We start from the raw sequence: 20897 nt of genomic DNA, 5'->3' as shown, positions 1-20897 counted from the left end.
CCCCGGTACGACACCGAGCGGGCCGGAAACGGCACTCGCTGGGCCGGATCGGCGCCCCGGAACCCCGATCCGGCCCAGCGAATCCCACCCGGTCAGTCACCGGCGTCGCCAAGCCACTCGGCAATGGCCGCGGCCGTGGTGTCCGCGTGTTCGGTCAGCATCGAGTAGTGGTCGCCGGGAACCAGGCCCGGTCGCAGGTGCAGGGTCGGCACCTCCGGGGTGTTCTGCCAGCCCAGGAACAGCCGGACATACGCACCCAGTGCCGCCAGGCCAGGCTCGTCCATCTCCAGTGCCGAGCGCACGGGCAGTTCGTGCTGGTCCTCTTCGTCCAGCACCGGGAAGGTGTCTAGCAGCACTAGACACCTTGGCTGGATCTCCGCGGCCACGGCCTGGGCCACCAAACCCCCGGTCGAGCGGCCCAGCAGCACCACCGGGCCGTCCAGAGTCCGGATCGACTCCACGTGGGCGCGGACGAGGGCGGGGATGTCCTCGGGCACCGGGCCGCCGTCGTAGCCCGGGTGCGGGAGTTCCCATAGGTTCGGCAGGTGTTCGGCGAGGCGGCGGTACTCCCCGGGCGCCGAGGCCAGGCTCGGGAAGCAGACCACGGTGGGGCCGGGGCCCGCGCTCAGCTGCCGGGGGCGGGCGGGTTGTGGGGTCGGGGTGCTGGGCAGGGCCCAGGAGGCGGCGACCAGGAGGTGCATGGCCGCGCCGGGCCGGCCTGCCGCGCAGATGTCGCGGTAGAGGATGCGCAGGGGGCCGGGCTTGGCCGGGGACAGGTGCTGGGCGAGGGCTCTGGGGGTGGGGTGGTCGAAGACGGCGGTGGCGGCGAGGCGGGTGCCGGTGGCGCGTTCCAGGCGGTTGCGCAGGTCGATGGCGGTCAGCGAGTCGAAGCCCAGGTTGACGATCGGGGTGTCCGGGTCGATGTCGGCGTGGCCGAGCACGGCGGCGATCTCGGCGCGGACCAGGTCGAGCACGGGCAGGTTCGCGGTGCGCTGGGTGCGGCGGGCCGGGGCTGGGCGGCGGGCGCGGTCGAAGGCGAGGGGGACCAGGACGGGTTCGTCGGTGGTGAGGGCCGCTTCCAGCAGGGCCAGGCCGTCTGCCGGGCGTAGTGGCAGGAAGCCCTCGGCGGTGCGGCCGGTCATCATGCCGGTGGTCCACGGTCCCCAGGCCAGGGACAGCGCGGGCAGGCCCAGTGTCTTGCGGTGGCGGGCGAGTTCGTCCAGGTAGCTGTTGGCGGCGGCGTAGTTCGCCTGGCCGGGGTGGCCGAGCACGCCCGCGGCGGAGGAGAACAACACGAAGGCGTCCAGGTCCCGGTCCAGGGTCAGTTCGTGCAGGTGCCAGGCCGCGTCGGCCTTGGGGCGCAACACGGCGGAGAGTCGATCCGGGGTGAGCGAATCAAGGACGCCGTCGTCGAGCACCCCGGCGGTGTGCACCACGGCGCGTAGCTCGGGGAGCGAGTCGAGCAGTGCGGCCAGTTCGGCGCGATTGGTGACATCACAGCGGGTTTCGCCGGAACGGCTGGCTACGACGACGTGGATTCCCTTGGCGCGCAGGTGTTCGGCCACCGCGCCACCGAGGGCGCCGCCGCCGGTGATGAGCACCGTGCCCCGCCACGGGAAGTCGGGCCCGCCCGGCACCGGCACCAGTTCCACTTTGGGGGCAAGGGAAAACACCCGGTCGCCGTCGGTGTGGGCGAGGGTGTACCGGCCGGGGTGCTCTTCCTGGGCGACCCGGACCAGTCCGGCGACCGCGGCCCCGGCCAGGTCACCGGGCTGGGTCAGCACGGTCAGGTGTTCGCGGGGGGTGCGTAGTTCGGCCAGCACCCGGTGCAGGGTCTCGTGCAGTTCGCCCGGTGGCACCTGCAGCACCTCCCCGGCTGGCTGGATCTCGGTGCGCGCGAACTCCGGGCGGTGCAGTACGCCACGGTGAGGGCGCTGGGTGCGCACCTCCAGCGCCGCAACGTGTGCGACCGGCCTGCCCACCTGGTCGGCGACGGCGATCTCCCCGTCCCGGATCCGCACCCGCAGTGCGGTGGCGCCCGCGGCGAGCAGGTGCACCCCGCGCCAGGCAAAGGGAATCCCGTCGGCGAGCAGCCGGGCCGGGTGCAGGGCCGCGTCGAACAGGGCGGGGTGCAGGCCGTACCGCCCGGCCTCCGGCAGGTCCGCGCGGATCTCGCCGAACAGCTCGTCTCCCTTACGCCACAACCGGTTCAGCCCTTGGAAGGCGGGGCCGTACTCGCCGTGGTCGATCACCAGCTCCTCGGCTTCCGGCGGCCAGTCGCCGAGATCGAACTCGGGTGCGGGGCGGTCGCTGAGCACCCCGCTGGCGTGCAGCACCTCGCCCGCGTGCACCTCGACCGCCTTGGTGTCTCCCTCGGCCGGGCGCACCACGATCTGCACCCGGCTCGGGGTCGCCAGCGGCAGCGGCGCGTGCAGCACCAGCTCGTCCAGGACCGGCGTACCGGCCTCCGCGCCCGCCTGCAACACCAGTTCCACCAACGCGGTCGCCGGCACCAGCGCCGTGCCGCCCACCACGTGGTCGCGCAGCCACGGCGCGGTCAGCACCGCGGTGCACAGGACCTCGCCGGAGCCGGGCAGCACCGCCATCGACTCGATCAGCGGATGCCCGACGGTGTTGTCCAGCCAGAAACGGTTGCGCTGGAACGGATGTGTGCCCCGGATGATCTCGGCCGCCCGCTCGGGGTCCACTGTGGACACGATGTCCTCGTCGAGGGCGGCGAGGGTGTGGCCGGGTCCCAGTTCCACCAGCCGGGTGCCGCGCACCAGCGCGATATTGTCGCCGAACCGCACGGTCTCCCGCACATGCCGCACCCAGTACTCGGGATCGTCCGGCCGCGCCCCGACCACGCGCAGCCGCGGCGGGTGGAACTCCAGTCCGCGCACCACCTCGGCGAACTCGGCCAGCATGGGTTCCATCAGCGGGGAGTGGAAGGCGTGGCTGACCGGCAGACGCTTGGCGTCCGGGAAACGCGCGGCAATGGCCAGCACCTCCGCCTCCGCCCCCGAGACCACCACCGACCGCGGCCCGTTCACCGCGGCCAGGGAAGTGTTGGGGGTCAACGGGATCTCGCTCTCCGCGGCCCGGATCGCCACCATCGCGCCGCCCGCGGGCAGCGCGCGCATCAGGCTGCCGCGCGCGGTGACCAGCCGGGCGGCGTCCTTGAGCGAGAGCACCCCGGCCAGGTGCGCGGCGGCGATCTCCCCGGCGGAGTGGCCGATCAGCGCGTCCGGGAAGTAGCCCCAGGACTCGAAGAGCCGGTACAGCGCGACCTCGAAGGCGAACAGCGCGGCCTGGGCGAAGTCGGTGCGGTGCACCAGCTCGGTGTCCAGCGCGGCGGGCAGTTCGGGGTCCAGATGCGCGCACGCCTGCTCGAAGGCGGCGGCGAACACCGGGTGCCGCGCGGCCAGTTCCCGGCCCATGCCCGGCCGTTGCGCGCCCTGCCCAGGGAACAGGAACACCAGTGTGGGCTGTGGGTAGGACTCCAGCACCACGTGCGCGTTGGTGCCGGAGATGCCGTAGGAGGACACCGCCGCCCGGCGTGGCCGGTCCCGCACCGGCCACGGCTCGTGCTCAGTCACCAACCGCAGCGCCCCGGAAGACCAGTCCACGTGCGGGGTCGGCTCGATGACGTTCAGTGTGGCCGGCACGCTGCCGTGCCGCATGGCCTGCACCATCTTGATCACCCCGGCCACCCCGGAGGCCGCCTGGGTGTGCCCCAGATTGGACTTCACCGAGCCCAGCAACAACGGCTGTTCCCGCGCATTCCCATACGCGGCCAGCAAAGCGGCGGCCTCGATCGGGTCGCCGAGCGCGGTGCCGGTGCCGTGCGCCTCGACCACGTCCACCTCCGCGCCGGTGATCCCGGCATCGGCCAGCGCCGCCTCGATGACCTCCCGCTGCGCCTGCCCGTTGGGCGCGGTGAGCCCGTTGGAGGCGCCGTCCTGGTTGGTCGCGGTGCCCTGGACCAACGCGAGCACCGGGTGGCCGTGCCGGACCGCGTCGGCGAGGCGTTCCACCAGCAGCACCCCGGCCCCCTCCGCCCATGCGGTGCCGTCGGCGTTGGCGGCAAAGGGTTTCACCCGGCCGTCCGGGGCCAGCCCGCGCTGCCTGCTGAAGGCCACGAACGGCGCGGGCGTGGCCATCACCGTGGCGCCCCCGGCCAGCGCCAGGTCGCAGTGCCCGGCGCGCAGTGCCTCGGCGGCCAGGTGCAGGGCGACCAGGGAGGAGGAGCAGGCGGTGTCGAGGGTGATCGCGGGGCCACGCAGGTCGAGGGTGTAGGCGACCCGGCCGGAGGCGATGCTGCCCGCCGAGCCGAGCGCGAGCTGGGCCTCCAATTCGTGCGGCTGCCCGGCGAAACGGCCGGCGTAGTCGTTGTACATCACCCCGGTGAACACCCCGGTTTTGCTGCCACGCAAGGATTCCGGGTCGATGCCCGCCCGCTGCACGGCCTCCCAGGAGGTCTCCAGCAACAGGCGCTGCTGCGGGTCGGTGGCCAGCGCCTCACGCGGGGACATCCGGAAGAACGCGGCGTCGAACTCGGCCGCGTCGGCCAGGAATCCGCCCCGGGTGACGTAGCTACCACCCACCCGGTCGGGATCGGGGTCGTAGAGCGCGTCGAGGTCCCAGCCCCGGTCGGTCGGGAAGTCACCGGTGGTGTCGATGCCCGCGGCGAGCACCCGCCACAGGTCCTCCGGGCTGCTGATGCCGCCCGGGTAACGGCAGGCCATGCCCACGATCGCGATCGGCCCGGTCGCCCCCGGCCGGGTGACCCGCGGCCGAACATCGCTCCCGACCAAGTGGTCGGCAACGGCGCGCGGCGTGGGATGGTCGAAGACCAGCGTCTGCGCCGGCTCCACCCCCAGCGCGGCGGCCACCCGATCCCGCAACCGCACTGCGCCCAGCGAGTCCAGCCCCTGCTCGGCAAAGGTCTCCTCCGGGCCCGGCAACCGCCCGGTCAGCGCCTCGACCTCGGTGCGCACCACATCCAGGGCATGCTGGTGGGCCAGCCGCCGCCGAACCGGCTTGCCCGAGGGCGTCCGCGGCACCTCCCGGATCCGCAACACCCGGGCGGGCACCTGGTGCGGCGGCAACTCGCGGCGACAGTGCGCGTGCAGGGCGTCGAGATCCACCTCACCGACCGCGTAGAGCACCGGCACCTCGCCGAGCAGCTCATCGGCCACCCCGGCCACCGCCGCGTCCCGCACCCCGGGGAACCCGGCGAGCACCCGCTCCACCTCGGCCGGGTGCACGTTGTGCCCACCCCGGATGATGACCTCCTTGCGCCGCCCCGTGATCACCACCCGCCCGTCGTCCAGCCGCCCAAGATCACCAGTGGCCTGCCAGTGCTCAGTGCCGGGCACCCGGGCCTGGATCTCCCCCTCGACCACCCGCACCGCCACGCCGGGGATCGGCATCCCGTCGATGGCGATCTTCCCGCAGTTCTCGGTGCTCCCGTACCCGTCCCGCAACACCCGCCCGAACCGATTCCGGTACCAGGCAACCAGTTCCGCGGGCAGCGGCGCACCCGAGGACAGGCACACCGGCGGCATCGGCGCAGCCACCTCCCGCAGCTGCCGGAAGGTGGTCGGCACCCCACCCAGCACGGTGAACTCCTGTTCCCGCAACAGTTCCGCGCACTCCGCCACGCTGAACGCGGACATGAGGTGCGCGCTCGCCCCCAACGAGAGCACCCCGAGCACGCACATCGAGTGCGCGAACGCGTGGAACAGCGGCAGCGGCCACAGCAGGTGATCCGCCGCGGACAAGCCGAGCGCCTCCCGGTACGCGCCATCAGCGACAAGTAGCCAGGACCGCTGACTGGACGCCACCCCGACGGGCTCCCCGGTGGTGCCGGAGGTGTGAAACAGCCACGCGGGCTCGTCCAGCCCGAGGTCGTCCCGCGGCGGCACATCGTTGCGCCGCAACAACTCCTCGACCTCGACAACCGAGATCCCCGCCGCAGCCCGCAGTTTCGCCCGATTCACCCGATCCGTGACCACCACGGTCGCACCACACGCGGTCAGCCGGCGCGACAACTCCTCGGCCGAAGCCCGCGGATCCAACGGCACCCCAACAGCCGCCGCCCTGGTGATGCCCAGGGTGACCAGCACCTGCGGCACCCCGTTGCCCAGCACCACACCCACCCGCGCACCTCGCGCCACCCCGAGGTTCGCGGCGATCCACGCGGTGCGCTCGGCCAGTGCGCGGTAGCTGACCGCCTCGGTGGCGTCCCGGTAGGCGAGCTTGTCCGGCGACGCCGCCGCCCGGATCCGGATGAGGTCTGACACCGTGGCATCGGTTGCAGGACTGGCCATGATCGCCAGTAGATCAGCAAAATCGCGTCGTCCCCGGCCGCTTCCGGCCAGCCTGCCGGACGGTCTACAACTCCAGATCACCAAGCCGCGCACGCAGGTCCGCCGCCTGGTAGTCGCCAAACCGCTCGAAGATCGCCAGCGCCGCGCGCCAGGACTCGATCGCGCGGGCGGTGTCGCCGAGGTGCCGCAGCGAACTGCCCAGGATGTCGAGGGTGCGGGCGTGGTCCTGTGGCCGGGAGATGCGCTGCTCGCGGGCCAGGGCCTGTTCGCAGTGGGCGATCGCCTCGCGGTGTTCGCCCGCGGCCTGCCGAACCTGGGCCAGCCGGGTCAGCAGGTAGGACTCGACGCCGGCGTGACCGGTCCGTGCCAGCAGCGCGAGGCTGCGCTCCAGGTGCCCGCGGGCCTGGTCGTGCTCGCCCAGCCCGCCGTAGGCCACACCGAGATGGCACTCGACGAGGTATTCCATCCGCCCGTCCTGCGCGCCGAGGCACAGCGGCAGCGCCGCCAGCAGGTGCTCCCTGGCCTGGGCGAACAACTTCCGGTCGACGTGCAGCCAGCCCAGGTGGTGCAGCACCTCCGCGATCAGCCAACGGTCGCCGATCTCCCTGGCCAGGGTCAGCGCGATCCGCAAGGACTCCTCGGCCTCCCGCACCTCGCCGACACTCCACTGCAGCAGAGCCAGGTTCTCCGCCAACCGGCATTCGGCGGTGCGGTCGCCGAGCCTGCGGGCGGCGGCCAGCCCGGCCCGGCAGACCTCCAGCGCCTCGTCCCACAACGCGCGCAGCGAGAGCATCGTGGCGGCAACCCGGGCCAGGGCCACGGTCGAGTGGTCCAGACCGTGGCGGACGGCCGTGCGGACCACCGGGAGCACGTTGGCATCCGCCCAGCCAACCCACGCCCACGCCGCGGCGGCGTCCGCGAAGGTGATCTCCGGGGTGAGCCGTGCGGCCGGATCGGTGGCGCCGTACCACTCCGCGAGCATCGGCGCGATCGCCAGCACGGCGGCGGCGGTGTGCTGGGCGAACCACTCGATGTAGGTCCGGCGGGCCTGATCACACTCTGCCGGGGACTCGTCGTGCTCGGCCCGATCGGCGGCATAGGCGCGCAGGAGGTCGTGCAGGCGATACCGGTCCCGGGCGATCGGCTCGATCAGGTGCACCTCGGCCAGCGCGTCGAGCAACCGCCTGGCCTCGGCCACCCCGACCCCGCCTATGGCCGCGGCGGCGTACAGGCTGATCACCGGGCCGGGGTGCAGTCCGAGGCGACGGAACATCCGGGCCTGGGCGAGGGTGAGCAGGTGGTAGGACCAGCCGAACACCGGCCACACCGCGGTGTGCTCATCGGCGGGCACGCTCAGCGCGTCCCAGCGCCCCAGGTCACTGCGCAACTCCGCGACCAGCTCGGCGAGGGTGAGGTGCGGGTGTGCCGCCACCCGCCCGGCGGCGATCCGCAGCGCCAGCGGCAACCGCGCGCAGGTCTCGATCAGCTCGACCACCGCGTCCGGCTCCGCCTCCGCCCGGCGCGGCCTGAGGATCGTCCGCACCATTCCCTGGGCCTCCTCCGGGGTGAGCAGGTCCAGCGTGAGTCGGCTGGCGCCCTCGCCGACCACCAGTCCGGTCAGGCTCGCCCGGCTGGTCACCACCACCAGGCAACCGGGGTCGCCGGGCAGCAGCGGCCGCACCTGCGCGGCGGAGTTGGCGTTGTCCAGCACGATCAGCACCCGGCTATCGGCCAGCTCCGACCGGTACAGCCCGGCCCGCGCAGGCAGTCCCGGCGGGACCTGTTCCAGCGGCACCCCCAGCGCACTCAGGAACTCGCCGAGCACCTCACGCGGGTCGGCGGGCGCCCCGGCGTCGTAACCACGCAGGTTCACGTACAACGTGCCACCGGGGAACCGGTGCTGGACGCGGTGCGCCCAGTGCACGGCCAACGCGGTCTTGCCGACGCCTGCCGTGCCGTCCACGGTGGAGATGATCACCGCGCCGAGGCCGTCGTCCGCGCTGCCGGTCAGCAGCGCGTCGAGGGCGGACAGGTGTTCGCCGCGACCGGTGAAGTCCCGCACCGCCAACGGCAGCTGCCGGGGAATCCGGGGCCTGCCGGGCGGTTCGGCGGAAAGCGAGACGTGGTCAATGGACCCGGCTTGCACGATCGGGCCCGGGCCGCCGGCCACATTGCGCACCTCCGGCCGATTGTCCACGGAATCGAGTCTGTCCTCCGTCGGGACATCCCTCGGACAGCTCCGGTGAACACCACTCACCCGGGCTAACCGCGCACTACTTCCGGCAGGAGCACGCCACCCGCACGGCCGCAGGCGGGTGCGTTACTCCAGGTACGTCACCCTCGCCTACCGGCCGCGCCCCGCGACCGCCGCCGACTGGCCGCCAACGGTGCGACGGGCGGAATTCGTCACCGGCAACGCCTCGAACGCCCGGGTCCCGGTGGACATCAGCCGCCGGGGCCTGCCCGCGAGCCGCAGTGACGGCATCCGCTCGGCCAGTGCCCGGAACAGCACCTCGCCTTCCAGCCGGGCCAGGCTGGCGCCCAGGCAGAAGTGGATGCCGTTGGCGAAGGCGAGGTTGTCGGGTTCGTTCTGGCGGGTGAGGTCGAAGCGGTCCGGGTCGGGGTAGGCGGCTGGGTCCCGGTTGGCGGCGGCGATCAGCACGAACACCACCTGACCGGCCTTGATCAGCTGGCCGGCGAGTTCGACGTCCTCGTGGGCCAGGCGCGCGGTGAGTTGCGCTGCCGGGTCGTAGCGCAGGGCCTCCTCCACCGCGCGCGGCGCCAGTTCCGGTCGGGCGCACAGCAGCGCCCACTGGTCCGGGTGCCGCAGCAGGGCGTGCGCGGCGTTGCCGATCATGCCGACCGAGGTGTCGATTCCCGCGGCCACCAACAACAGCAGGATGGCCTGGGCCTCGGCGGTGGTCATCGTGCCGTCCGCCCTGGCCGCCGCGAGCCGGGCGGGCAGTTCGGCCGCGGGTGGGGAGGCGGCCAGCAACCGGTCGAACAGGCTGGTCAGCTCCTGGCCCCTGGTCAGCAGTTCCTCCGCGTCGCGGACCGACCGCACCCCGCCCAGGTTCGATCCGACCGCCAGGCTGTACTCGGCCAGTCCCGACCGCTCGGTCGGCGGGATGCCCAGCAGATCCCCGGTCAGGGCCACCGCGAGTGGGATGGCCAGGTCGGTGATCAGGTCGAACTGGTCCGCATCGGTCACCCGGTCCAGCAGTTCGTCCACCGTGGCCTGCAAACCCGCCCGGTAGTCGGTCATCCGGGACGGGGTGAACACGGGGGCGACCACTCGCCGCAGCCGGGTGTGCTCGGGTGGGTCCAGCTGGACGATGGAACGCGGGAAGTACCGGTTCACCGCGGTCACCGGCAGACTGCCCGGCGCGATCGGCACGCCGAACCGGCGGTCGCGCAGCACCTGCCTGGACACCGTATAAGACGTGGTCGCCCACACTCCGCTCAGCTGCTTGTGCAACGCGCCCCGGCGGCGAATGCGTTCGTAGAGCGGGTAAGGATCTTCCAGCGAGCGCGGCCAGTTCAGCCGGGCGATCTGGTCGCCGCAGGCGCCGAGCAGGCGGCCCAGCACGAACTCGGTGCGGATGCGCAGGCCGAGGCGCAGCGCCGCGGCGGTGCCCAGGTGAGTCACGGAATGCCCTTTCTCAGTCCCTTGTGGACACTCCGGTTTCCTTGGGCGCCACGCTTCTCGACCATAACCGCGGCGTTGGGCACGACCGGCCGATCGCGGACTTGATGATCCGATCGAGTGGACTGGCCGGAGCCAACACGTACGGTGTGGGGGTGGCGACGGCCGAACCCGCGCGGTACTGGCGGCATCCGAGCGTGCCCGGACTGGACCTGATGACAGCCCGGTTCCGCAGGCACGCCTTCAGCAGGCACAGCCACGAGACCTACGCGATCGGCGTGGTACAGCAGGGATCCGAGGTGCTGCAGGTCGGCTCGGACACCCGGGTGATCGGCGCGGGCGGGATCACCTGCGTCAACCCGGGCGAGGTGCACACCGGGCAGGCCACCGGCGCGGACGGCTGGGCCTACCGGGTGCTCTACCCCGGCCTGGACCTGGTCTCGGCGGCGGTGCGGGAACTCGGCGGGCCCGCCGGGACACCCGCCTTCCACGGCGAGCCGAGTTATGACCGGGAGCTGGCGGCGGCGATCCTGGCCGCCCACCGGGCCGCCGAGCAGCAGGCCCACCTGAGTTCGGAAACCCTGCTGTACCAGGCGATCGCGCGGCTCTGGCAGCAGCACGGCACCCAGGCGCGGGAGCCGCGGCCGGTACGGGCGGGGGCGGGCAGGCTGGAGCTGGCGCGGCAGCTGCTGCTGGCCCGGATGGCCGGGCCGCCGAGTCTGGACGAGCTGGCCGCCGAGGTCGGACTGGGGCGGTTCGTGCTGTTGCGCGGGTTCCGGGAGCGGTTCGGGCTGCCGCCGCACGCCTACCTCAACCAGGAGCGGGTGCAGCGGACCCGGGAGCTGCTGGAGCGCGGGATCCGCCCGGCGCAGGCCGCCGCCGAGGTCGGTTTTGTCGATCAGGCGCACCTGTCCCGGCACTTCCGGCGCATGGTCGGCGTGGCACCGGGCGGATACCTGCGCTGGCGGGCGCAATAACGTACAAGACCGCGCTGACCTGCGGTTCCTATCGTGGCGATCATGTCACTGGACCCGAGCCGCGCGGAGCTGGCCGCGATGATGACGGCCACCACCGAACTGACCGCCGACTTCCTGGCCGGCCTGCCCGCCGCGCCCGCCTCCCGGCTCACCGGCGCCAAGCCGTTCGACCCGCCCGCCGAGGAACCCGGTGAGTTCGCCGAGCTGCTGGCGGTGTTCCGGGAGGCGGCGGCCAACGCGGTGGACACCGCCGGACCCGGCTACCTGGCCTATTTCCCGGCCGGTGGGCTGATCTCGGCCTCGATCGGCGAGTTCCTGTCCACTGTGGTCAATCGGTTCACCGGGGTCGCCTCCACCGCGCCGGACCTGGTCGCGCTGGAGGACAGCGTGCTCGACTGGCTCTGCCGCGAGTTCGCCTTACCCGCCACCGCGGGCGGGCTGATCACCACCGGCGGTTCACTGGCCACCCTGTCCGCGGTGGTCGCCGCCCGGCACGACCGGCTCGGCCCGCGGCACGACCGCGGCACGCTCTACGTCACCGAGCACACCCACCTCAGCGTGGCCAAGGCCGCGCTGATCGCCGGACTGCGCCCCGACCAGGTGCGGGTGGTGCCGGTGACCGCCGAGCACCGAATGGACCCGGCCGCCGCCGAAGCGCTCATCGCCGCCGACCGAACGGTCGGTAGAGAACCATTTCTGCTGGTCGGCACGGCGGGCAGCACCAGCACCGGCACCATCGACCCGCTGACCGACCTGGCCGGGATCGCCGCCCGGCACGGCCTGTGGTTCCACGTCGACGGCGCCTACGGCGGCGGCTTCCAGCTCACCGAACGCGGCCGGGCGAAACTGCGCGGCATCGAACTGGCCGACTCGATCACCTTCGACCCGCACAAAACCCTGTTCCTGCCCTACGGCACCGGGGTGCTGCTGGTGCGGGACCGGGCCACCCTGCGGGCCGCGCACACCGTGGACGCGAGCTATCTCCAGGACCTGCGCCGGGATCCGTGGCCGCCCGACTTCTGCGACCTCGGCCCCGAGCTGACCCGCGAGTTCCGCGGCCTGCGGATGTGGCTGCCCCTGCACCTGCACGGCGTGGCCGCGTTCCGCCGGGCCCTGGACGAGAAACTCGACCTGGCCGCCGAGGTGCACCGCGAACTGTCCGCACTGTCCGAAGTGGACGTTCCAGTGCACCCGGACCTGACAGTGAACGTGTTCCGCCGCAAGCACGGCGACGACGCGGACAACCAGCGCCTGCTCGACCGGATCAACGCCACCGAACGGATTTTCCTGTCCAGCACCCGGTTGCACGGCCAGTACCTGCTCCGGCTGTGCGTGCTCAGCCACCGCACCGACGCGGCCAGGGTGGCCGAGGCGATCGAGATCATCCGGATGCTGGGACGCGAGTGAGATCGACTGCTTCCGGCGCGGTTGCCTTGCCGGGTTATCCGGAACGGCCTAGCTTCGGTAATGTCCGGTTTCCCTGCTGCAGATCGGTCGGCAACCACCCATGGCTGAGATCGTCTACCCCCCGGTCATCGCACTGGCGAAGACCATGTTCCGGGTGCTGGACATGCGGATCCGGATCGACGGGGCCGAGCACATCCCGCGCCAGGGCGGCGCCGTGCTAGCCAGCAACCACGTCAGCTACCTGGACTTCATCTTCGCCGGGCTCGGCGCGCTGCCCGCCAAGCGGCTGACCCGCTTCATGGCCAAGAAGGAGGTCTTCGACAACCGGATCTCCGGCCCGCTGATGCGCGGCATGCACCACATCCCGGTGGACCGCAAGGCCGGCGAGGCCGCCTACGAGCAGGCCCTGGCCGCGCTGCGCACCGGCGAGGTGATCGGGGTGTTCCCGGAGGCCACGATCAGCCGCTCGTTCACGGTCAAGGACATCAAGTCCGGCGCGGTCCGGCTGGCGGCGGCCGCGGCCGCGCCGCTGATCCCGATGGCACTGTGGGGCACCCAGCGGATGTGGACCAAGGGCCGCCCGCGCGCCCTGGGCACCCGGCACCTGCCGATCACCATCCTGATCGGCGAGCCCCTGCACCCCACCCCCGAACAGGACGCCACCGCGGTCACCGCCGAGCTGCGCGCCCGGATGGCCGAACTGGTGGACAAGGCCCAGCGCGACTACCCGGACAGCCCGGCCGCGGACCAGACCTGGTGGCAGCCCGCCCACCTCGGCGGCACCGCCCCCACCCCCGCCGAAGCCGCCGCCCTGGACACCCGCTCGCCCGGCTGACCCACCACCCAAACACCGAGTTGGCCAAACTGGTACGCATAGTTGGGCCAAGTGGGCGTACCACTTGGGCCAACTCGACGGCGGACCTGGGTCGGATCGTGGAAGGCAGGGCCACCAGCTGTGCCGGATGACAAACCGCGGGACCTGGTGGTCGGCGGAGAAGCACTGCACGAGCGCTTCACCCGGCAGTTGCCCGCGCTGGTCGAGCGGGTGCTGGTGGAGATCACCCGGCGGGTGCCCGCCTACCGCCAGCTGCCCGCCGAGGCGCTCGCCGGGGACATCAACCAGGTCATCGAGTCGACCCTGCGTTCCTTCATCGACATCCTGCGCACCCGGACCCTGCCCACCCGCGGCGAACTGGGGTTCCTGCGTGAGTCGGCGGCGCGCCGGGCCGAGGAGGGGCTGCCGATCGACGTGGTGCTCACCGCGTACCACATCGGGGTCCAGGTCCTGTGGGACTCGCTGCGCCCGGACGCCCGGCCGGAGGAGATCGAGGACGTGATGACCGTCAACGATCTCGCGCTGCGCTATCTGGAAGTGGTCGCGCCCGCGGTCGGCGCGGGGTATCTGGACGCCCGGCAGACCATGTTCGACGACGATCACTCCGCCCGGCACACCCTGCTGTCCTCGCTGCTCAGCGGCATCCCGGCCGAGGTCGCCGCCGGTCAGGCCGGGTTGCGGCTGCCGCCGTGTTACCTGGTGCTGGCGCTCGCGGTCGGGGCGCATCCGGACGAGACCGGGGACGGGGTGGATCCGGTGATCGCCGGGCGGCGCAAGCTGCGCCGGGTGCGGGCTGAGCTGGACCGGCAGATCCGCGATCCGGTGCTCTCCACGCTGACCGCGGAGGGCGGCACCGCGTTGCTGCCTGGCCCGGCGCCCGTGGCCGAGCTGACCGAGCGGGACTGGGCCTGGCTGGACCGGGTGGTGGCCGGACTGAGCCGGGCCGCGGGCGCGGAGATCACCGTCGGCGCGGTGGCCGCCGAACCGGCCGGGGTGGCCGAGGCCGCCACGGTGGCCGGGGAGGTCCTGGCGGTGGCCCGGCGGTTCGGCCGGCCGCCCGGGGTGCACCGGCTGCGGGATGTGCTGCTGGAGTACCAGTTGTCCCGGCCGAGCCCCGCCCTGGACCAGCTCGCCGGGGTGCTGGAACCCTTGTCCGGCAACGAAGAACTGGTCCAGACCCTCGAAGTGTTCCTGCGCGCGGGCGGTCGGCGGGCGGCCGCGTCCGAACTGCACGTGCACCCGAACACGGTGGACTACCGGCTGCGCCGGATCGCCGAGCTGACCGGGCTGGATGCCACCAGCACCAAGGACGTCGGGCTGCTCAAGGCCGCGCTGGCGGCGCGGGCGGCCACCCGCCGCTGACCGCCGCTCAGCCGCGGGCCGCCGCCACGATCGCCTTGCCGAAGGCGGCCATGCCCTGCGCGTTGGGGTGCAGCGGGGCCGCCGGGCTGGTCGGGATCAGGCCCTCCAGGTAACGCTGGGCGGGCGCGGCGCAGATGTCGTGCCCGACGGTGACCGCGGCGAAGTCCACGAACCGCGCGCCGCGCTGCTGCGCCTGGCCGCGGGCGACCGCGCTGATCCGGTCCAGCACGCTCTGCAGGTAGCGGCCGTCCCGCGCCCACACCGGCTGGACCGGGTGGCAGCCCTCCGGCCGGATGTAGGTGCCGTACCCGGTCACCACGATCCTGGCCTGCGGCGAGCGCTTGCGGATCTCGTCCAGGGCCGCGCCGAACTTGGGCGCCCAGGCGTCCACCGCGGCGGCCAGCTGGTCCCGGCCACCCGCGGTCAGCCGGTCCGCGCAGGACAGGCCGACCGGCTCCGGGAGCAGGTTGATGCAGCTCAGGGCCTGTTGGAACAGGCCGGAGTCGTTGGCGCCGATGGTGACCGAGACCAGGTCGGTGCTCGGTTTGAGCGCGTCGAACTGCGGGGCGATGAAGCCGAGTCGGCGACCCGCGAAGTCGGCCGTGGTGGCCCCGGAACAGGTCACGTCGCGCAGGCTCGCGCCCAGGGCCTTGGCCGCCACCGCCGGGTAGTTCCGGTCCGAGCGCAGGCAGGCCAGGTTGATGTTCTGGTGCGGGATCAGCGGTCCGGCCGCGGCCGAGTCCCCCATCGCCACGTACTCCGGTGCATCCGCCTGCGCGCCCGGTCCGGACAGCAGCGCGGCCGCCGTCATCGCCAGGGCCGCCGCCGCTCGGGCACGCATCCGCATCGAGACCTCCGTGGTTCCGGGAGAAACAAACACATCACATGATGCGGGTCACACCGGGCGGCCACGCTGGGTACTTTTCCAGAGTTGACGGGCCTCCGTTGTGATCGGACACAAAACCACCCTGTGTGTGCCGAACTGAGACCTGCGCACCCGAAACGCTCCGGCCCCCAGGACAGACACCCCCGGAGTGACTACCTGGGTGCTGCGCGCCGCCGATCTCTCCAGCCATCTCCGCTGGCGCTGGCTGCTCTCCGACGCCGACGGCCACCTGGTCGCCGACCATGAGGTGGACCTCGACCCGGCGAGCGCGGAACACGAGGCGTTCGACGACCTCGACGGCTACCTGCGGCGCAACGCCGCGCCCGATGACCGGGTGGCCACCGAGGCGGAGATCGTCGACTGGCTGGGCGAGTGGCTAGGCGTCGCGGTGCTCGGCCAGGCCATCGGGCACGCCATCCTGGACAGCGATCTGGACACCGTGCTGGTGGACCTGCCCGCGCGGGCCGCGTTCCTGCTGGACCGGCCCTTGGAACTGGCCCACGTCGACGGCGAGTCCCTGACCCGGCGCGGCATTCGGCTGGTCTACCGGTGGCCGGGGGAACGCCAGGTGCGCAAGGAACCGGTCGGCGCGGAGTTGCGGATCCTGGCGCTGTTCTCCATGCCCTCGCGGACCTCCGTGCTCGCGCTGCGCCGGGAACGCCACGAACTGGCCCACCTGGTGCGGTTGCTGGCCAAGCAGACCGGCAAGGCGGTGCACATCCGCGTGGTGCAGTACGGGGTCACCCGGGAACGGTTGCGCGGCTTCGCCGAGGAGTCGCCGGGCTGGGACGTGCTGCACGTGGCCGGGCACGGCGAGCACGGCCTGGTGCTGCTGGAACATGCCGACGGCACCGCTGATCCGGTGCACACCGCGGATCTGGTGGAGCTGCTGCGGCCGGCGCGGCGGCGGCTCAAGCTGGCGGTGCTGGGCACCTGTCACTCCGGCGCGGCCACCGCGGCGGAAACCTTGCAGCGCCTGGGCTTGGCCGAACAGGCCGAGCGGTTCTCCCGGCGTTCCGGGGACGGCGTGGCCACGGTCGGACCGGCGGTGGGGCTGGTGGAGGCGTTCGGGGTGGCCGCGGTGGGCATGCGGTACCCGGTCTCGGACGAGTTCGCGATCACCCTGACCGGCGAGCTGTACCGGCGGCTGCTCGGTGGCCTGCCGGTGGACCGGGCGCTGGGGCTGGCGGTGCCGGTGGCCGCGGGCCGGGTCTGCGCGGACCGGCCCGCGTTGTCCGTGGGCACCCCGGCGTTGTTCGGCTCCGGCGGCATCGGCTTGCGGCTGAACCCACCCGACCGGGAACCGGAGCTGGATCCGTACCGGCAGCGAATGCCCGGATTCCCTGATGAGCCAACGCGTTTTGTCGGACGAACCCAGTTGCTCATCGACGCCAGCACCGCGCTCGCCCCGCGTAGCGACCGGACCGGGGTGCTGTTGCTGGGCATGGCCGGGGCGGGCAAGAGCACGGCCGCGGTGGAACTGGCCTACCAGCACGAGAACGGGTTCGGCGGCCTGGCCTGGTGGCGGGCGCCGGAGCGGGAGACCGCACCGGGCGAGGCGCTGGGGCTGCTCGCCGACGCCCTGGAAGCGCAACTCCCCCGGTTCCGGATGACCGAGGCGCTGGGCAGTGCCGCGACCTTCCAGCAGTTCCTGCCCCGGCTGGCCGCGCTGCTGCGCGACGAGGTCGTGTTGCTGGTCCTGGACAACCTGGAAACCCTGTTGTCCCGCAACGGCTCCTGGCGAGATCCACAGTGGACGGACCTGGTGGATGTGCTCACCGGGCACCGCGGCGCCTCCCGAGTGGTGCTGACCAGCCGGGTCACCCCGGCCGGGCTGGGCACCGAGCGGGTGGCCGTGCTGCCGGTGCACGCGCTCTCGCTGGCCGAATCGGCGTTGCTGGCCAGGGAGCTGCCCAACCTGAAAGCGTTGCTGGACGGGGATTCCGGGCAGCGGACGCTGGTCCGCGAGGTGATCAACGTGGTGCAGGGTCACCCGGGTCTGCTGGAACTGGCCGATGCCGCCGCGACCGATCCGGGCCGGCTGCGCGACCGGCTGGACATGGCGCACGCCGCGGCCACGGTCCGCGGTGAACCCCTGGACTCCTTCTTCGCCACCGGATCCAGCGACCTGGACCCCGGCCAGTTCCTGCGCGCGCTGACCTCCTGGACCACCGGCACCCTGGCCGACCTGCCCGAGCCGGCCCGGCGGCTGGCGGAGTTGCTGGCCTGTCTGGAAGAGGACGACCGCCAGTCCGGGATCGTGGCCGCGCTCTGGCCCCGGCTGTGGGAACCCGGCGAGGCCGTGCCGCTGGCCGAACCCCTTGCCCTGCTGCGCGATGCCGCCCTGGTGCACCCGGACCCGGATCGGCGGATCATCCGCTACACCCTGCATCCCGGCGTTGCCGAGGCCATCCGGTCCGAAGTCCCGGCTGCCCAGCAGTCCACATTGGACGATCTGATCGGCGCGCTGTGGTGGGCGATCTGCCAGGACCGGATGGAGCGGGAGAACCAGGGCACCTCGACCACCGAGGTCGTGCACGCCGCCCTGGCCGCGGTGCCCTACCTGGTCCGGCTGGCCCGCTGGGGCGAGGTGGCCAAGATCCTGCACCACGTGCTGGGCCGGGACCGCTCGCCGGGCACCGCGGTGCGGCTGCTCGGCCACCTGGATCTGTGCCTGGCCCAGGAACTCGACCCGGCGGACCGGCTGCTGTGCGAGACGGTGCACGCGATCACACTGGCCGCCATCGATCCGGCCGGGGCGGAAACCCGGCTGCGCGCGGTGCTGGTCCAGGCCGACGCCCAGGGCCGGTCCGAGATGGCCGCGGTCGTCGCCGGCAAGCTCGCCGACCTGGCCCGCGACCACGGCCGCCTGACCGACGCGGTCGAACTGGCCCAGTCCCGCCTGCCCGCCGCCCCCGCCGGATCCTGGACCGAAGCCAGCCACGAAGCCACCCTGCTGCAGAATCTGGCTCTGCTGGGCCGTTCCGAGGAGGCCCTGGACCGCGCCACCACCCTCCTGACCCACCTGGACACCCTCGAACCCGAACCGGATGGCGCCCCGCCCTGGCAGGTGCTCGAACTGGTCCTGGACGCCGCCTGCCGGGCCGCCCGCGGTCAGGAGGACTGGGCGGGCGCGCTGGAGTTCAACCGCCGCATCCAGCACAGCGAAGGGCAACGCGGCGCGGGCAGGCACGAACAGGCCAGCACCCGCTTCAACGAGGCCACCCTGCTGGCCCGGCTGGGCCGCCGCAAGGAGGCCGAACGCCTGCTCCGGCACTGCCAGCAGGTCTTCCAGGACTTCGGCGACCTCACCCAGCTCGGCCGCGTCTTCAGCGCCCGCGCCCAGCTGGAACGCACCCGCCGCAGACCAGAACGCGCCATCGACCTGGAACAACTCGCGCTGCGCTATGTCTACCAGCGCGCCGAGGTGCACAGTATCGCCGTCTGCCACCACAACCTGGCCGGCCACCTGAGCGCCGCCAACCGCAAACCCGCCACCGCCATCGCGCACCTGCTCGCCGCCACCCTGCTCTGGCACACCACCGGCCACGAATCCGCCCGCGACGCGCTGGAAAACCTGTGCAGACTGGTCCCCCGGCCGGCGGGCGCGGTGCTGCCCCAGGACTTCGACGAGCTGGTGGCCAGGGTGGCGGTGGTGCCAGGGGTGCGGTTCGGGCAGGTCTTCGCCGGGTTGCTGCCGGTGGCGGCGGACCGGGAGGCACTGCTGCGCGAGATCGCGGACTTCGCCGAGCGGTATCTGTTGCTGGGTAACGGGATCAGGCCCGAAGAGTCCGGCTGACAGCGGCCGGGTCAGCCCCGGCCTGGCCATAGGTCCGACGGCCGGACCTATGGCCAGTGCCACCCGGCATCACTTGCGCAGGAGTTCCTCACCCCGCACAACCAGCGCGCCCCGTCGACGGGCCCGCCAGGCCAGCACCAGGTCCACCACCAGGAATCCCAGCAGCGAGACCCCGAACACCGGCAGCTGCCACATCAACAGCACCGCCGCCACCGCCAAACCGGCCAGCGCCACCGGATGCACGGCCCGCCAGCCGCCGCGTGGGAACGGCTTGCCCAGCGAGAAACGATCTCTGGTCGGGCGGCGGTGCCACCACATCCGGTAGCCCCAGAGGATCATCGCGATCAGGGTCAGGCAGACCGCGGCGAGCAGTAGCTGATTGGGCAGGCCGAACAGGACGCCCATGTGGCCGTCGATGCCCCAGCGGGCGAGTTTGGCGCCCAGTGGGAAGTCCTGGAAGCGCAGGGTTTCCAGGGGTTGGGCGGTGGCGGGGTCCAGGGCCACGGCGTCCTGTTTCTGCGGCCAGCTGCCCTTGATCTGCTTGACCAGGTATGCCTTTCCGGCCCCCGAGGGCAGGGTGATCTCGACCGGGCCGTCCAGGCCGGACTGGCGGGCGGTGGCCAGGATGCGGTCCGGTCCCGCGTCCGGGCCGGTGGTGCCGGTGGGTTGCTGGTGCGAGCCGTGCGCGGAGTGTTCGGACAGGCTGGCAGACAGCGTGGGGGTTTGCCAGGACAGGGCTTTGCGGAGGTCGGCGATGCTCTCGCCGCCGTACTCGGACCAGGTCAGGCCGGTGACGGACAGGAACAGCAGCGGCAGCGCGATCCAGGTGCCCAGCACGGCGTGCCAGGACAGCAGGCCGCGGCGGCCGCGGAGCTTGCGGTCCACCAGCAGCAGGCGCCGACGGCGGGCTCGTTGGCGTTGCCACCACAGGATCAGGCCGCCCAGTACCACCAGCCAGAGCCAGCTCGCGGCCAGTTCGCTGTACACGCGGCCGGCATCGCCCAGGTGCAGGCTGCGGTGCAACTCGTCCAGCCAGGTGCGGATCGGGGTCGCCTGGCTGGAGCCGTAGGTTTCCAGGGTGCCGCGGACCTGGGCGGTGTAGGGGTCGACGTAGGCGGTGAGCCAGTGGCTGGGCGCCAGGCCGGCCCGACTGAAGATGATCTGGGTGCTGTCCGTCTCGGTCGCGCCGGGACGAACCCGGACCAGGGTCGCGTCCGGCAGGGCCGCTTTGGCTGCGGCGATCTGCTGGGACAGGGGTTGTGCGGCTCCGGCGGGGGTGACGAAGAGTTCCTGGCTGTGCACAACGCGTTCCAGTTGCGGAGTGAACACGTAGAGCAGGCCGGTGAAAGCGGCGATCAACAGGAAGGGTCCAATGAGGACACCGGCGTAGAAGTGCAGGCGTAGCAACAGGGGGCGCAGCGTGCGCGACTGACTCGCGGGCGGCGCGGGGGTCGTCGCGGTGAGCTGGTTCGCGGTCATCCGGCTTCCTTAGCGGTGGAAGGGACTTCCCCCAGTAGTCGGACCGGTGACCCAAACGGTTCCACCGCTTTCCCAGGCAACAATTCGGCCACGGCCGGACGCCCATTCGGCGCAAACGCCACGGCAGGCACATCCGGCATGCAGGATCCCGGCAGCGCGGATCTACCGGTA

10 protein-coding genes are annotated in these 20897 nt (G+C 72.5%); 5 read left to right on the top strand and 5 right to left on the bottom strand.

The annotated features are described in order from the left end of the window. Positions 1-92 precede the first annotated feature (92 nt). The 3 genes from MZC64_RS43955 to MZC64_RS43945 all read right to left on the bottom strand — a co-directional run bounded on the left by MZC64_RS43955 (position 93) and on the right by MZC64_RS43945 (position 9984). Entirely contained in the window at positions 93-6335 is a 6243-nt protein-coding gene (locus MZC64_RS43955; RefSeq protein ID WP_247765460.1) for a type I polyketide synthase, read from the bottom strand. Positions 6336-6399: 64 nt separating this feature from the next. Then, positions 6400-8532: a tetratricopeptide repeat protein gene (locus MZC64_RS43950; RefSeq protein ID WP_247765458.1), complete on the bottom strand. Its 2133-nt coding sequence runs from the start codon at positions 8530-8532 to the stop codon at positions 6400-6402. A 147-nt stretch (positions 8533-8679) separates the two neighbouring features. Continuing rightward, positions 8680-9984 carry a cytochrome P450 gene (locus MZC64_RS43945; RefSeq protein ID WP_247765457.1) on the bottom strand — a complete coding sequence of 435 codons (1305 nt, stop codon included), beginning with the start codon at positions 9982-9984 and terminating at the stop codon, positions 8680-8682. A 152-nt stretch (positions 9985-10136) separates the two neighbouring features. Between MZC64_RS43945 and MZC64_RS43940 the strand changes: the two genes are divergently transcribed. The 4 genes from MZC64_RS43940 (at position 10137) to MZC64_RS43925 (ending at position 14562) form a co-directional block, all read left to right on the top strand. Continuing rightward, the gene (locus tag MZC64_RS43940; RefSeq protein WP_247765455.1) at positions 10137-10958 is read left to right on the top strand and encodes an AraC family transcriptional regulator; all 822 of its coding nucleotides are present in this window, start codon (positions 10137-10139) and stop codon (positions 10956-10958) included. A gap of 42 nt (positions 10959-11000) precedes the next feature. Further along, positions 11001-12365 carry an aminotransferase class V-fold PLP-dependent enzyme gene (locus tag MZC64_RS43935; RefSeq protein ID WP_247765454.1) on the top strand — a complete coding sequence of 455 codons (1365 nt, stop codon included), beginning with the start codon at positions 11001-11003 and terminating at the stop codon, positions 12363-12365. Between the two features lie 100 nt (positions 12366-12465). Further along, the gene (locus MZC64_RS43930; RefSeq protein ID WP_247765453.1) at positions 12466-13200 is read left to right on the top strand and encodes a 1-acyl-sn-glycerol-3-phosphate acyltransferase; all 735 of its coding nucleotides are present in this window, start codon (positions 12466-12468) and stop codon (positions 13198-13200) included. 120 nt (positions 13201-13320) lie between these two features. Further along, positions 13321-14562 carry a helix-turn-helix domain-containing protein gene (locus tag MZC64_RS43925; protein ID WP_247765452.1) on the top strand — a complete coding sequence of 414 codons (1242 nt, stop codon included), beginning with the start codon at positions 13321-13323 and terminating at the stop codon, positions 14560-14562. A gap of 7 nt (positions 14563-14569) precedes the next feature. On the opposite strand, the gene MZC64_RS43920 is transcribed toward MZC64_RS43925, so the two are convergent. Continuing rightward, complete coding sequence (locus MZC64_RS43920; RefSeq protein ID WP_247765451.1) at positions 14570-15409, bottom strand: SGNH/GDSL hydrolase family protein; 840 nt, start codon at positions 15407-15409, stop codon at positions 14570-14572. A gap of 187 nt (positions 15410-15596) precedes the next feature. Here MZC64_RS43920 and MZC64_RS48415 point away from each other — a divergent pair, with 187 nt between their 5' ends. Then, positions 15597-19247 (top strand): CHAT domain-containing protein, encoded by a 3651-nt coding sequence (locus MZC64_RS48415; RefSeq protein WP_308301137.1) that lies wholly within the window; start codon positions 15597-15599, stop codon positions 19245-19247. 69 nt (positions 19248-19316) lie between these two features. On the opposite strand, the gene MZC64_RS43905 is transcribed toward MZC64_RS48415, so the two are convergent. Then, positions 19317-20726, bottom strand: a complete 1410-nt coding sequence (locus MZC64_RS43905) for a PepSY domain-containing protein (RefSeq protein ID WP_247765450.1) — start codon at positions 20724-20726, stop codon at positions 19317-19319. Between the last annotated feature and the right edge of the window lie 171 nt (positions 20727-20897).

Origin of the sequence: Crossiella sp. S99.2 (assembly GCF_023094165.1) — a bacterium.
Classification (GTDB): Bacteria; Actinomycetota; Actinomycetes; order Mycobacteriales; family Pseudonocardiaceae; genus Crossiella.
Note: the sequence above shows the minus strand (reverse complement) of the source record. Positions and strands in the feature narration are given on the sequence as shown.

Coding starts and splice junctions, on each gene's coding strand:
- MZC64_RS43955 (WP_247765460.1), bottom strand. CDS start 6,335: ATGGCCAGTCCTGCAACCGATGCCACGGTGTCAGACCTCATCCGGATC.
- MZC64_RS43935 (WP_247765454.1), top strand. CDS start 11,001: ATGTCACTGGACCCGAGCCGCGCGGAGCTGGCCGCGATGATGACGGCC.
- MZC64_RS43930 (WP_247765453.1), top strand. CDS start 12,466: ATGGCTGAGATCGTCTACCCCCCGGTCATCGCACTGGCGAAGACCATG.
- MZC64_RS43920 (WP_247765451.1), bottom strand. CDS start 15,409: ATGCGGATGCGTGCCCGAGCGGCGGCGGCCCTGGCGATGACGGCGGCC.
- MZC64_RS43905 (WP_247765450.1), bottom strand. CDS start 20,726: ATGACCGCGAACCAGCTCACCGCGACGACCCCCGCGCCGCCCGCGAGT.